The sequence below is a fragment of the Pseudomonas paraeruginosa PA7 genome, from assembly GCF_000017205.1.
Classification (GTDB): Bacteria; Pseudomonadota; Gammaproteobacteria; order Pseudomonadales; family Pseudomonadaceae; genus Pseudomonas; species Pseudomonas paraeruginosa.
Map to the genome: position 1 here is coordinate 3,037,243 of NC_009656.1, position 13,218 is coordinate 3,050,460.

11 protein-coding genes are annotated in these 13,218 nt (G+C 68.6%); 5 read left to right on the forward strand and 6 right to left on the reverse strand.

All coding sequences use genetic code 11. The features are described from left to right. Positions 1-86: 86 nt before the first annotated feature. The 4 genes from oprB (at position 87) to PSPA7_RS14050 (ending at position 6,680) form a co-directional block, all read left to right on the forward strand. Positions 87-1,445 (forward strand): carbohydrate porin OprB, encoded by a 1,359-nt coding sequence (gene oprB / locus PSPA7_RS14035; RefSeq protein ID WP_012075730.1) that lies wholly within the window; start codon positions 87-89, stop codon positions 1,443-1,445. A gap of 153 nt (positions 1,446-1,598) precedes the next feature. Then, the gene (locus PSPA7_RS14040; protein WP_012075731.1) at positions 1,599-4,010 is read left to right on the forward strand and encodes a glucose/quinate/shikimate family membrane-bound PQQ-dependent dehydrogenase; all 2,412 of its coding nucleotides are present in this window, start codon (positions 1,599-1,601) and stop codon (positions 4,008-4,010) included. Between the two features lie 129 nt (positions 4,011-4,139). Continuing rightward, positions 4,140-6,272 (forward strand): TonB-dependent receptor family protein, encoded by a 2,133-nt coding sequence (locus tag PSPA7_RS14045; RefSeq protein WP_012075732.1) that lies wholly within the window; start codon positions 4,140-4,142, stop codon positions 6,270-6,272. 120 nt (positions 6,273-6,392) lie between these two features. Then, complete coding sequence (locus PSPA7_RS14050) at positions 6,393-6,680, forward strand: hypothetical protein (RefSeq protein WP_003089338.1); 288 nt, start codon at positions 6,393-6,395, stop codon at positions 6,678-6,680. Positions 6,681-6,688: 8 nt separating this feature from the next. On the opposite strand, the gene PSPA7_RS14055 is transcribed toward PSPA7_RS14050, so the two are convergent. The 6 genes from PSPA7_RS14055 to PSPA7_RS14080 are packed head-to-tail and all read right to left on the reverse strand — an operon-like array spanning position 6,689 to position 12,069. Next, positions 6,689-7,324: a hypothetical protein gene (locus PSPA7_RS14055; protein ID WP_012075733.1), complete on the reverse strand. Its 636-nt coding sequence runs from the start codon at positions 7,322-7,324 to the stop codon at positions 6,689-6,691. Continuing rightward, positions 7,311-8,855: a M48 family metallopeptidase gene (locus PSPA7_RS14060; protein ID WP_012075734.1), complete on the reverse strand. Its 1,545-nt coding sequence runs from the start codon at positions 8,853-8,855 to the stop codon at positions 7,311-7,313. Before PSPA7_RS14060 ends, PSPA7_RS14055 begins: the two co-directional genes overlap by 14 nt. Beyond that, entirely contained in the window at positions 8,856-9,518 is a 663-nt protein-coding gene (locus PSPA7_RS14065; RefSeq protein WP_012075735.1) for a hypothetical protein, read from the reverse strand. It lies immediately after the preceding gene. Continuing rightward, positions 9,515-10,180, reverse strand: a complete 666-nt coding sequence (locus PSPA7_RS14070; protein WP_033999872.1) for a hypothetical protein — start codon at positions 10,178-10,180, stop codon at positions 9,515-9,517. The genes PSPA7_RS14065 and PSPA7_RS14070 overlap by 4 nt, the downstream gene beginning before the upstream one ends. Continuing rightward, positions 10,177-11,634: a M48 family metallopeptidase gene (locus tag PSPA7_RS14075; RefSeq protein ID WP_012075737.1), complete on the reverse strand. Its 1,458-nt coding sequence runs from the start codon at positions 11,632-11,634 to the stop codon at positions 10,177-10,179. The genes PSPA7_RS14070 and PSPA7_RS14075 overlap by 4 nt, the downstream gene beginning before the upstream one ends. Before the next feature lie 6 nt (positions 11,635-11,640). Beyond that, the gene (locus PSPA7_RS14080) at positions 11,641-12,069 is read right to left on the reverse strand and encodes a hypothetical protein (protein ID WP_012075738.1); all 429 of its coding nucleotides are present in this window, start codon (positions 12,067-12,069) and stop codon (positions 11,641-11,643) included. A gap of 287 nt (positions 12,070-12,356) precedes the next feature. On the opposite strand from PSPA7_RS14080, the gene PSPA7_RS14085 reads away from it, so the two are divergent. Next, a complete protein-coding gene (locus tag PSPA7_RS14085) occupies positions 12,357-13,211 on the forward strand; it encodes a helix-turn-helix transcriptional regulator (RefSeq protein WP_074197344.1) in 855 nt (284 codons plus the stop codon). The last annotated feature ends 7 nt before the right edge of the window (positions 13,212-13,218 follow it).

Below are 13,218 nucleotides of genomic sequence, written 5' to 3' on the forward strand. Positions count from 1 at the left end.
AGTCCTTGCTCCTTGCAAGGCTATCGAGGGAGTAGAGCGGTCGCTGCGCGCGGCCAGTCGACCATTCGCAACGAGGAAGCGCTCGCGTGAAATCCCATCTTCTCCGCCCGGCCCTGCGCCCCGTGGCCGGCGGCCTGTTGTCCGCCTCCCTGCTGTGCAACGCGGCGCACGCCGCCGAGGCCTTCGACCCGCATTCGAAATGGATGCTCGGCGACTGGGGCGGCAAGCGCACCGAGCTGCTGGAGAAGGGCTACGACTTCAAGCTGGAGTACGTCGGCGAGGCGGCGGCCAACCTCGATGGCGGCTATGACGACGACAAGACCGGGCGCTACACCGACCAGTTCGCCCTGGGCGTGCACATGGACCTGGAGAAGATCTTCGGCTGGAAGGCCACCGAGTTCCAGTTCATGGTCACCGAGCGCAACGGCAAGAACCTCTCCAACGATCGCATCGGCGACCCGCGCGCCGGACACATCAGCTCGGTGCAGGAGGTCTGGGGCCGCGGGCAGACCTGGCGGCTGACCCAGCTGTGGCTCAAGCAGCAGTACTTCGACGGCGCGCTGGATGTGAAATTCGGCCGTTTCGGCGAGGGCGAGGACTTCAACAGCTTCCCCTGCGACTTCCAGAACCTGGCCTTCTGCGGCTCGCAGGTGGGCAACTGGGCGGGGAGCATCTGGTACAACTGGCCGGTCAGCCAGTGGGCGCTGCGGGTGAAGTACAACTTCGCGCCGGACTGGTACGTGCAGGTCGGCGCCTACGAGCAGAACCCGTCGAACCTGGAGACCGGCAATGGCTTCAAGATGAGCGGCAGCGGGACCAAGGGCGCGCTGCTGCCGGTGGAGCTGATCTGGCAGCCGAAGGTCGGCGCCGAGCAACTGCCGGGCGAGTACCGGCTGGGCTACTACTACAGCACGGCGAAGGCCGACGACGTGTACGACGACGTCGACGGCCAGCCGCAGGGGCTGACCGGCAACGACTTCAAGTCGCGCGGCAGCAAGCATGGCTGGTGGGTGGTGGCGCAGCAGCAGGTCACGTCGCACAACGGCGATACGTCGCGCGGGTTGAACCTGTTCGCCAACCTGACCGTCCACGACAAGGCGACCAACGTGGTGGACAACTACCAGCAGCTCGGGGTGGTCTACAAGGGCCCGTTCGATGCGCGGCCGAAGGACGACATCGGCCTGGGCATCGCGCGCATCCACGTCAACGACGATGTGAAGAAGCGCCAGCGCCTGGTGAACCAGGTGAACGGCATCGACGACTACGACAACCCGCTGTACCAGCCGCTGCAGGACACCGAGTACAACGCCGAGCTGTACTACGGGGTGCACGTGACCGACTGGCTGACGGTGCGGCCGAACCTGCAGTACATCAAGCGCCCGGGCGGGGTCGACGAGGTCGACAACGCGCTGGTGGCGGGGATCAAGATCCAGACGGTGTTCTAGGCTGTTGCTTCGGACAACCGCGATTCGGTCATGGCCAGCGGCCATTTTTTCAGCGCCGCCCAACGCGGCGCGGCGGGCTGAACAGCCCTGCGTGCAGAACGTAATAGGAGAGCAAGCAATGCCTGTCATCAACCCCGAACGGAGTACCGGACGATGAGCGAAGGTAACCGGAGTCGATCGCGCCTGCTGCCGAGCCTGCTCGGCCTGTTGATCCTGCTGTCCGGCCTGGCGCTGCTGGCCGGCGGCATCAAGCTGGCGAGCCTGGGTGGCTCGCTGTACTACCTGCTGGCCGGCATCGGCCTGGCCCTGAGCGGACTGTTGCTGCTGCTGGGCAAGCGCGCGGCGCTGGGCCTGTATGCCCTGGTGCTGTTCGCCAGCACCGTCTGGGCGCTATGGGAAGTCGGCCTGGACTGGTGGCAGCTGGTGCCGCGCCTGGCCCTGTGGTTCGTCTTCGGCCTGCTGCTCTGGCTGCCCTGGTTCCGCCGTCCGCTGCTGGCCGACGGTCCGGCGCCGCTGGGCACCGCGGCGCTGGGCGTGGCGGTGGTCCTGGCCGGCGCCACCGCGGTGGGCAGCCAGTTCACCAATCCCGGACAGATCGTCGGCCGCATCGACCGCGACAGCGGCATGACCAGCACCGCCCCGGCGATGCCGGACGGCGACTGGCAGGCCTACGGCCGTACCGAGTTCGGCGACCGTTACTCGCCGTTGAAGCAGATCACCCCGGCCAACGTCGGCCAGCTCGAGGAAGCCTGGCGCATTCGTACCGGCGACCTGCCGACCGCCGACGATCCGCTCGAACTGACCAACGAGAACACCCCGCTGAAGGTCAACGGCATGCTCTATGCCTGCACCGCGCACAGCAAGGTGCTGGCCCTCGACCCGGACACCGGCGCGGAAATCTGGCGCTTCGATCCGCAGATCCAGAGCCCGGTAGGCTTCAAGGGCTTCGCCCACATGACCTGCCGTGGCGTCTCCTACTACGACGAAGAGCAGTACGCCAGGAGCGACGTCGGCGCGCCGCCGGCCGCGCTCTCCGAGGCCGGCAAGGCGGTCGCCGCCAGTTGCCCGCGGCGGCTGTTCCTGCCCACCGCCGACGCCCGCCTGATCGCGATCAACGCCGACAACGGCAAGGTCTGCGAGGACTTCGGGGTCAAGGGCGCGGTCGACCTGAAGGCCGGCATCGGTCCGTTCACCCCCGGCGGCTACTACTCCACCTCGCCGGCGGCGGTCACCCGCAACCTGCTGATCATCGGCGGTCACGTCACCGACAACGAGTCGACCAACGAGCCGTCCGGGGTGATCCGCGCCTTCGACGTGCACGACGGCAAACTGGTGTGGAACTGGGACAGCGGTAACCCGGACCAGACCGAGCCCCTGGCCCCCGGCAAGTTCTATACCCGCAACTCGCCGAACATGTGGTCGCTGGCCAGCGTCGACGAGAAGCTCGGCCAGGTCTATCTGCCGCTGGGCAACCAGATGCCCGACCAGTGGGGCGGCAACCGCACCCCCGGCGCCGAGAAGTTCAGCGCCGGCCTGGTGGCTCTCGACCTGAACACCGGCAAGCTGCGCTGGAACTACCAGTTCACCCACCACGACCTGTGGGACATGGACGTCGGCAGCCAGCCGACCCTGCTCGACCTGAAGACCGCCGATGGCGTCAAGCCGGCGCTGATCGCGCCGACCAAGCAGGGCAGCCTGTACGTGCTGGATCGCCGCGACGGTACGCCGATCGTGCCGATCCGCGAGGTGCCGGCGCCGCAGGGGGCGGTGGAGGGCGACCATACCGCGCCGACCCAGGCGCGTTCCGACCTCAACCTGCTGCGCCCGCCGCTGACCGAGCGCGACATGTGGGGCAGCAGCCCGTTCGACCAGATGCTCTGCCGCATCCAGTTCCGCTCGCTGCGCTACGAGGGCCAGTACACCCCGCCGTCGGAGCAGGGCAGCCTGATCTATCCGGGCAACGTCGGGGTGTTCAACTGGGGCGGGGTATCGGTCGACCCGGTGCGCCAGATTCTCTTCACCAGCCCCAACTACATGGCTTTCGTCTCGCAGATGGTGCCGCGCGACAAGGTGCCCACCGGCAGCAAGCGCGAGGGTGAGACCAGCGGCGTGCAGCCGAACACCGGCGCGCCCTACGCGGTGATCATGCATCCGTTCATGTCGCCTCTCGGCCTGCCGTGCCAGGCGCCGTCCTGGGGCGACGTGGCCGGTATCGACCTGACCACCGCCAAGGTCGTCTGGCAGCACAAGAACGGCACCAGCCGCGACAACACCCCGGTACCGATCGGCCTCTCCGTCGGCGTGCCGAGCATGGGCGGCTCGATCACCACCGCCAGCGGCGTGGCTTTCCTCAGCGGCACGCTCGACCAGTACCTGCGCGCCTACGACGTGAAGGACGGCAGGCAGCTCTGGCAGGCGCGCCTGCCGGCCGGCGGCCAGGCCACGCCGATGAGCTACACCGGCAAGGACGGTCGCCAGTACGTGCTGATCGTCGCTGGCGGACACGGCTCCTTCGGTACCCGCATGGGCGACTACATCATCGCCTACGCCCTGCCCAGGCAATGACCCGCCCAGCGGGAGCCCGATGCGGCTCCCGGCCTTCCGGGCTGCGGCCCGGAAGGGGCTTTGCCAAGGGCGGTTACGCGCCCGCCCTTGGCAAAGCCCCTTCGATACCTGTGATTCGCGGAACCCTGCATGCCGTCCCGACCCCGCCTTACCACCGTTTCCCACCTGTTGCCCGGTTCCCTGGCCCTCTGTGGCCTGGCCTTCGCCTGCGCCGCCCAGGGCGAGGAGCGACGCAGCCTCGAACCCATGGTGGTGACCGGCAGCTACAACCCCAGCGACACCTTCGACCTGCCGTTCTCGGTGAATAGCGTCGAGCGCCGGCAGATCGCCGACGGCCAACTCGGCATCAACCTCTCCGAAGTCCTGCCGCGGGTACCCGGCCTGGTGGTGCAGAACCGCCAGAACTACGCCCAGGACCTGCAAATCTCCTCGCGCGGCTACGGCGCCCGCTCGGCCTTCGGCATCCGCGGCCTGAAGCTGCTCGCCGATGGCATCCCGGCGAGCACCCCGGATGGCCAGGGCCAGGCCGCCACCCTCAACCTCGACGTCGCCGAGCGCATCGAGGTACTGCGCGGGCCGGCCTCGACGATCTACGGCAGCAACGCCGGCGGGGTGATCCAGATGTTCTCCCGCGACGGCCAGGGCGCCCCGCGAGTCGGCGCGGAAACCACCGTCGGCAGCGATGGCCTGAGCCGCAACCACCTGTACACGGAAGGCGAGGGCGACGGCGTCGGTTTCCTGGTGGATGCCTCGCGGATGGACACCGACGGCTACCGCGACCACAGCGCCGCGCGCCGCGACCAGACCTTCGCCAAGCTCAACTTCAGGCCCGACGCCGACAGCCGCCTGGCGCTGATCTACAGCAGCCTGGAACAGAACGACACTGAAGATCCGCTGGGGCAGACCTGGGACGCCTACAAGCACGACCCGCGCTCCGTCACCGCCAACGCCGAGCTGTACGACACGCGCAAGAGTATCGACCACCAGCAGGCCGGGATGAACTACGAGCGCTACTTCGGCGAGGCGACCTTGCAGGTCAACGCCTACGTGGGCAAGCGCAGTGTCGTGCAGTATCAGGCGATACCCAAGCAGATAGGATGCGAGAGTAATCCGCGTTGCCAGAGGAATGGCGCGGTGATCGACTTCGACCGCGACTTCCACGGTGGCACCGTGCGCTGGCTGCAACCGGTACGCCAGGCGCCGGGCGAGCTGAACCTGACCGTCGGCCTCGACTACGACCAGAGCCGCGACGACCGCCGCGGCTACCAGAACTTCAACGGCGACCAGCTCGGCGTGAAGGGCGAGTTGCGTCGCGACGAGGTGGACACCGCCACCAGCCTCGATCCCTACCTGCAGGCGAGCTGGGCCATCGACGCCTGGACCCTGCAGGCCGGGGTGCGCCACAGCACCATGAAGATGGAGGTCGACGACCGCTACCTGAGCAACGGCGATGCCAGCGGCTCGCGGCGCTACCGGAAGAACACCCCGTCGTTCTCGGTGATGTACGCCTTCACCCCCGACCTGCACGGCTACCTCAGCGCCGGCAAGGGCTTCGAGACCCCGACCCAGGCGGAGATGGCCTATGCGCCGGTGGCGGCGAACGCGCCGGACGTCTTCAACTTCGGCCTCAAGCCAGCCACCAGCAGCCAGTACGAAGCCGGGCTGAAGGCGCGCCTGTGGGGTAATACGCGGGTCAACGCGGCGATCTTCCAGATCCGCACCGAGGACGAGATCGTCGTCGCCAGCTCCCTCGGCGGTCGTACCAGCTACCAGAACGCCGGCAAGACCCTGCGCCGCGGCTTCGAACTGGGCGTGGAGAGCGAACTGAGCGAGCACTGGAACGCCAACCTGGCCTATACCCGGCTATCCGCCACCTACGATTCGGATTTCGAGGCCGGCGGCAAGACCATCGGCAAGGGCAAGCACCTGCCGGGCGTGCCGGCAAGCAGCCTGTTCGGCGAACTGGTATGGAAGCCCGTGGAGGGCATCAGCATGGGCTGGGAAGGCATGTACCGCAGCCAGGTCTACGTCGAGGACAGCAACAGCGAAAAGGCCGCGCCGAGCTATGCGGTATTCAACTGGCGCACCCGCTTCGAACAGCGCCTGGGGGCCTGGACCTTCCACCAGCTGGTGCGCCTGGACAACCTGTTCGACCGCCAGTACGTCGGCTCGGTCATCGTCGGCGACGGCAACCGGCGCTATTACGAAGCGGCGCCAGGCCTGTCCTGGTATGCCGGGGCGGGCCTCGAATACCAGTTCTGAAGTGCCGGACGCGCTTGTTCGCGCTACCCGGCCAGCCCTTGTCAGCGTCGTCAATTCCGATTACTGTATGGATGTACAGTAATCGGAAATCGCCTGCCTGCGCGACAAGGAGCACCGATCATGAGCCACAACCTTGCCGAACTGCCGCTGTCCCGACGCCGCGCCCTGGAGCGCGAGAAACAGGCCTGCCTGCGCCTCCACCTGTCCCGCAATCGTGCCAGCGAACGCCTGGAGCGCGCTGTGCGCGACGAAGTCGAGCGCCTGCTGGGTGCCCGCGAACGCCAGGGGGCCGGCTGGCCGGAGTGGGTCAGCGCGGAACTCTGCGTGGCGGACGACCCGCTCTTCGTGCGCAAGGTGGTGGCGCGCCTGAAAGCCGCGGTGGACTGGCAACGCCAGCGCGCGGCCTGAGCCGCGCTTCAGGGCAGGGTGGGGGCCGTCGGCGGCGCGCGATGGTACTGCATGGCGCGCTGGTGGTGGCCGGCGAGAATGTAGCGGTAGATCAATTGCGCGAGCGGCTCCAGGGACATCTTCTCGCCGTTCACCTCGGCTCCGCACAGCGCCAGCTTCACTCGCTTGCCACCGGCTACCGCGCGCGCTTCCGGCCTGGCCAGGCCCCTTGGATCGAAGCGCGGATGGCTGGAGAAGCGTGGCGCGGTACAGTCGAAGGTGGTCGCGAAGGTCAGCTCCAGCCAGCGCCCGCGCTCGATCTCCAGCGACTGGAAGGTGTACATCGGCACCTGCGGCGCGTTGGCGAAGGCGATGCTCTCCGGCGTCAGGGTCAGCGCGACCTGGCCGTGGCGCCGGAACAGGAACAGCCCCACGAGGCTGGCATACAGGCCCCCGGCCAGCAGCAGCGCGGCCGGCAGCCAGAACAGCCATTGGCCGCTGGCGAGATGCCAGGCGTGGGGCAGCGAACCGAGCCAGAGACCGGTGACGCCAGCGGCCAGGCCAGCGAGCAGGGCGACCCAGGCGGTGCCCCGCGAGACCTCGCGGATCACGCAGCGGGCTTGCAGCGGGGGTAGTTCGTCGAGGGTTTCGTCAGTTTCTTGCATGGGGATTCTCACAGGTCTTGCCGAGCAGGTCGGCGCTGAGCGCTCGGCTCAACGCCAGGGGGTCGCCGAGCCAGACGCTCAGCGCCTGGCTCGGCGGTCGTGTCGCAACGGCCCGGCCGGCGGTCCCGGCCCAGGTGCGTTCGAAGCTCTCTCCCAGCGCCTTGCAGCGCATGCCCAGCGGAGGGTGGGTATCCTGCGGATGGACCTGGAGTCCCTCCGCGCCGGGGTCCGGTGCTTCCAGGCCGGACTGGCCCAGGTAGACGTGGATGGCGTCCACCAGGTTGTCCGGCGCGCGCGCCGGAGCGAGCAGGCAATGTTCGAGGAACGCCCGTATCGGCGCGCCGGCCGCCGCGCTGCGCAGCAGGGCCGAGGCCATCGCCGGCGCACCGGCCAGTTGCGCGGCGTGGCGGTCGGCGGCGAATTCGCGCAGGCGGCTCCAGTGGTTCACGGCGAGGCCGAAACGTTCGAGGAAGTACCCGGCCAACAGTCGCGCCGGCTCCAGTGCCGCACGTTCGAAGACGTTGGCTTGCTGTTCCTCGATGGCGGCCAGTTGGCTCGCGGCGCCCTGGTAGATCGGCAGGAAGCGCAGGCTGTAATGGGCGTCGCGGCCGGCGAAGTGGGCCAGTTCGTGGGCGATCACGGCACTCAGTTCGGCGCGATCCAGCAGGCCCAGCAACGGTAGCGAGAGGTATAGGCTGCGTCCTTCCAGATGCTCGCCGGAAGGTTGCAGGCAGACGCGGTTGGCGGTCACGTAGAAGCCGTCGCAGAGTCCCACCAGCAGGTGCTGCGGGACTGGCGTATCGAGGCGCGCCGCCAGCTCGCGCAGTAGCGTCCAGAGTTCCGGCGCATCCTCTTCGCCCAGCCGGCGGCCGATGACATCCAGGGCCGGCGCCGGGCGCAGTCGCAAGCGGCCGATCTTCGCCAGCATCTGCAACGCCGACGCCAGCAGGCCGAGAAGGATCAGCGCCACGCTCAGTTGGGTGCGTCCTTCGCTGACCGGAACCTGGCCGACCCGCCACAGCCCGAGGATCTCGAACGTTCCGGCACAGGCCAGGGCCAGGGCGAGCAGGCCGATCTGGGCCAGCAGCAGGCAGGGCAGCAGGCGTCTGCCCAGCTCGAACCACAGGAGCAGGCAGCGCCGCGAGCGCAGTGCGCTGCGTGCGGCGCCGGCGATGCCGGCCAGGGAGACGGCTCCCAGTACGGCGACCAGCGCCGCCAGGCAGGCTCCGCTATCGGCGAGGACGGCGGCGAAGCGATTCAGGCGCTGTGCGCTTCGTGTGTCGACGAGTTGCTCGTCGAGCCGCGCCAGGGCCAGGTCGCGCACATAGGCCCGGCCGTCCACCCGGACGCTGGCCCTCGGCGGCAGCGCCCGCGCTTCGGCGAGCGCGCGCTCGACCCGCTGCTGCGCGGCGCCCAGTCGCTCGGCCTGCTGCTCGGCGCGCCAGGACTGCCAGGCGCCGAGCCCCGCCAGCAGCGCTGGTACCAGCACCAGGCAAAGCAGCAGCCTTCGCGGATGGACCGTGCCCTTCACTCAGCCCTGGCTGCGCAGTTGTTGCAGGTAGCGCTGGGCGTGGGCGGCCTGGATGTAGGCGTCGAGGATCGCCGCCATGTCGTCGCAGTCCAGCTTCTTGCCGTCGCTCTGCAGGCCGGCCGACATGATGGTGATGCGCGGGTCCTTGCCTTTGAAGGCCATGGCCTGGGAGGCGAACACCTGGCGTACGGCGCGATGGGTCGGCAGGGGCGTTTCGGGGCGCAGGTGGAGGGTCTGGGTGGTTTGCAGCATGTCGGCCTTGACGCTGAAATCGATGACGTCGGCCAGCTCGACCGGAGCCGACAGGCTGTCGGCCCAGAGCTGGGTACGGGTCAGGCGCATGAAGGGGGTCTTGCCGGAGTTGCGATGCTGGTAGCCGAGGAACAGCCCGAACAGGCCGAGCAGCAAGCCGACGACGCCGACCCCCGGCTTGCCCTGGGAGAACCACATGCCGGTCATGATGAAGGGCACGATGCTCAGCAGCGGACCCAGCACCACGTACTTGCGGGTATTGGTGAATTCGGTGGCCGGCGGCACGTTGGCGATTACCTTTTCCAGGTGGGCGACGACCTCGGCGGTCTTCGCCTGGTTCAGTTCTTCATGCTCGGCGCCGAGGGTTTCGGCGAGGTTGGAGACGAGGTCCCGGGGTTCCTGGTTGCTCATGGAGATATCCTTGGCGTTGGGGAGAAAGAAGGAGTGCTGGGCGGCGTTCCGCCCAGTTGGCGGAGCCGGGCCTGGGCGCGGGCGATGTCCAGGTAGAGGTCGATGACCTCCGCGGCTTCCAGAAGCGAGAGGTTGCGACCATTGAGCCGCCAGCCGGGGGACAGCAGGCGAACCTGGGGGCCGCCCCGGCATTCGCTGACGGCCCGCGCGGCGAACGGATCGAGCGGGCGCGTGGATGGCGCCGGCGGCGCCTTGCCGTGCAGTTCGAGGGTTATCGTGGTGAACCAGACGCCGTCCTCCAGGCGCAGGTCGGCGACCTCCAGCAGGTCCAGCGGCGCCGACAGGCCGCGTGCGCGCAAGCATCCATCGCCGAGCACGAGGAACGGCGCGTTCCTGGCGTTGCGCTGCAGGTGGGCCAGGCCCAGGAGGAGTGCGGCCGACGCCAGCAGGCACAGCGCCAGCGCTTCGCGCCCGGGGTGGTCGCGCAGCGTCCAGGCGCCGCCGAGCAGCAGCAGGCCGAGCAAGGCGGACAGCGGCGCCGCGCCACGGGCGGCGCCGATGCCTATCCGGTTGGGAACGCTGCCGACGAAGCGCCGCAACCGTGTGGCTTCGTCGTCCCTTGTCCCGGTGGGGCAGGGAGATCGCGCGCCAGGCGGGTTCATCGGCTTCCCCCGTGACCGGCGGCGAGCAGGCGGTTGAGCCACTGCGTGTCGTCAGCGCTGACGACGCGGCTCGCCTGCCGCAGCAGGTCGTCATCGAGCGCCAGGGACAGGTCCGCTATCCGCTGGCAGGTTGGCGGATGGCTGTCGAACGGGTGCTCCAGGCGGCGAGCGCTGTCGTGTTCGTCCAGCTCCAGGGAGTTCCCGCGCAGATGGTCGGTCAGCGCATGCACCAGGTTGCGCGTCTGCGGGCTGGCCAGCAGGCGTTCGATCAGTCCTGCCAGGGCGCAGGTGCGCAGCAGCGCGATGGCGAAGGTCCGTGCGCCGGCCACCCGCGCCCCGACCTTGTCGGCCGCCAGTTCCTGGCGACGGTTCCAGTGCAGGTAGGCGCGCTCGAAGCGTTCGAAGAAGTACAGCGCGGCCCACAGGCCCGGCTTGCCGAGCAGGCCGACATGCCCATCCTCGGGCGCGGCGATGCGTTCGATGCGCAGGCGCACCTGCCGCTGCAGCAGCGACAGGGAGGCGCCGTGGGCGGTGTCGCCGGCGGCGAAGTGGCCCAGTTCGTGGCCGATGATCGCGGCGCTTTCGGCCTCGCTCATGACCGAGGCGTAGGTCAGCGGGATGTACAGGGTACGCCCCGCCAGGGGAATGCCGCGGGGTGCCAGCAGGACCCTGGCCTGGGTGACGAAGTAGCAGTGCTCGATGCCGGTGACGACGTGGTCCGGCAGCGGCGCTCCGGCGCGCTCGGCGATCTGTCCCAGCCATTGCCAGAGCCCCGGCGCGGCGACCCGGTCGAGTTCGCGGCCGAGCAGGTGCAGCTCCGGCTCCTCCAGCGGCAGCAGTTCGCCGCGCAGACGCCGCAGCATGAGCAGGCCGCCGAGGAACAGCAGCCACAGCGGCAGCGAGAAGAGCAGGGCGGTGAAACCGTGGCTGTGCCAGTGGCTGTAGCTCCACAGCGCTTCGTAGAGCAACTGGCTGGCCAGGGCGGCGACCAGCAGGCCGGCGTGCAACGGGACCAGTCGACCGAGGCGTCGCCAGGCCGGCGCGAGGTGGCCGAGCAGGTAGGCTTGCGAGCGCATCGAGCGGCGCCCGTCGTATTCCAGTTTCGCCAGTAACGCGGCCGCGACCAGCGCCGAGGCCAGCGCGCAGAGCTTGCCGAGAGCGGCCAGCCAGCCGCGCAGGGCCAGCCATGGATGGTCGCGGCGGATGGCCTCGGCGTCTTCGGCGAACTGGTGAAGATGACCTTCGACGCCATAGGCCGGGCGGAACAGGTGACGAGGAATAGCGCCGGCGGCTTCCGGGTCGTTGCGCGCCGAGGCGCTCCAGTCGCGCATGAACTGTTCGTCGCGCAGGCTGGAGTCGACGCGGAAGGCCTGCACGGCGGACCAGGCGTAGAGCACCAGGGGAATCAGGAAGAGGAATGCGAGCAGCCTGACCCGTAGCGTATCGTGGCTCATCCGCGCTTATTTCTGCTCGAGGTAGTCGGTCAGGAACGCCTGCGGCTCGCCGGCGGACGACAGCGCCTCGCTATAGGCGACTTGCCGCGTCTGCTGCTCGCCGGGCAGGTAGAGCTCGCCCCAGCCGTCGCGCACGATCAGGATCACGTACTTGCTGCCGTTCAGTTCGGTGGAATACCGACTGTCCCTGCTGCTCTTTTCCACCTTCACCTTGTGGATCAGGCGGTCCCAGTCGTGGTCCAGGCCTTCGACCTGCAACAGCGCTTCGCCGGCCGCCGCTTCGCCGATACGCAGGGTCCAGACCTTGAGCCCCTGCTGGCCCTGGTAGGCCACCACCTTGTCGGCGACTGGCGGCCGCGCCTCTTCGGCATGCGCCACGCAGGCACCCCAGGTCAGCGCGCCCAGCAGCAGCGCCGCACTCCACTTTGCTATCATTCTCGCCCCCTTTGGCAACGCGATATAAAAGGGGCGCATGTATTAATACAGGCGCGGATCACGAACAACCGAGGCGGCCGCTGCTCACAGGAAAAGCGTCGCGGCCCACAGGTTCGGTTCGATCAGCGCACGGAACCAACCTGGAAAGCCGCTGCCTGAACCGGTTCAGATGGCTGCGTACCACCGATATCTTCGCCATGGAAAGCTGGAATCCCTACCACGACACGGAACTCTACTTCGACGCGCCTTCGCCCCTGTGCCAGTCGCGCATCCTCGACGCGCGCGAGATGCTCGGCAGCGCCACCGGCCACTACCAGGCGCGGACGGTGCGCCCGTCGATGCAGTATTTCGATTGCGACCTGAGCTTCACCGAGCCGCTGCGAACCCACAAGGTGCTGCCGGAAGGCCTGTGCATCGTGCAGATGTTCGACGGCCAGTGGCGGCACAGCGTCGACGGCGGCGAGCCTTATCTCTACAACCTGGGTGGTCCTTCGGTGCTCGGCACCGGCGAGCCGATGGAGGCCTTCGATATCCTGCCGGCGGGCAGCCGCGTGCGCCTGGGCGGGCTGCGGATCGCCGCCAGCTACCTGGAGGAGGAACTGGAAACCGGCGATGGCGCCCTGCGACCGCTGGCGCGGCTGAAGGGCGACGGCGCGAGCTTCACCCAGTTGTCCCGTTGCGGCGCCATCAGCGCCCTGTTCGAGCGCCTCTACCAGAATCCCTACCGTGGTGCCCTCGCACGCCTGCACGAAGAGAGCCTGACCCTGGGCCTGCTGGTGGAGCTGGCGGCCCACCTGGGCGGCGCGGACCTTCGTCGCGCGCGTACCCCGCGCGCCCAGCGCGACCTGGCCCACGAGGCGCGCCGCCTGCTGGAGGCGAACCTCGGCCAGCCGCCTGCCAGCCTCGAACTGGCGCGCCAACTGGGGGTCGGCGAAACCACCCTGCGGCGGATTTTCAAGAACGAGTTCGGTCGCTCGATGTTGCAGTACGTCCGCGACCGGCGTCTCGAGATCGGCCGGCAGATGGTCCGCGAGGGCCGCTGGCAGATCGCGCAGATAGCCTATCGCCTGGGCTACTCCAGTCCGGAGAACTTCACCCATGCCTATCGCGCGCGCTTCGGCCATCCGCCGGGGCGCGAGTGAGGCGGGC

Coding starts and splice junctions, on each gene's coding strand:
- PSPA7_RS14040 (WP_012075731.1), top strand. CDS start 1,599: ATGAGCGAAGGTAACCGGAGTCGATCGCGCCTGCTGCCGAGCCTGCTC.
- PSPA7_RS14045 (WP_012075732.1), top strand. CDS start 4,140: ATGCCGTCCCGACCCCGCCTTACCACCGTTTCCCACCTGTTGCCCGGT.
- PSPA7_RS14050 (WP_003089338.1), top strand. CDS start 6,393: ATGAGCCACAACCTTGCCGAACTGCCGCTGTCCCGACGCCGCGCCCTG.
- PSPA7_RS14055 (WP_012075733.1), bottom strand. CDS start 7,324: ATGCAAGAAACTGACGAAACCCTCGACGAACTACCCCCGCTGCAAGCC.
- PSPA7_RS14065 (WP_012075735.1), bottom strand. CDS start 9,518: ATGAGCAACCAGGAACCCCGGGACCTCGTCTCCAACCTCGCCGAAACC.
- PSPA7_RS14070 (WP_033999872.1), bottom strand. CDS start 10,180: ATGAACCCGCCTGGCGCGCGATCTCCCTGCCCCACCGGGACAAGGGAC.
- PSPA7_RS14075 (WP_012075737.1), bottom strand. CDS start 11,634: ATGAGCCACGATACGCTACGGGTCAGGCTGCTCGCATTCCTCTTCCTG.
- PSPA7_RS14080 (WP_012075738.1), bottom strand. CDS start 12,069: ATGATAGCAAAGTGGAGTGCGGCGCTGCTGCTGGGCGCGCTGACCTGG.
- PSPA7_RS14085 (WP_074197344.1), top strand. CDS start 12,357: ATGCTCGGCAGCGCCACCGGCCACTACCAGGCGCGGACGGTGCGCCCG.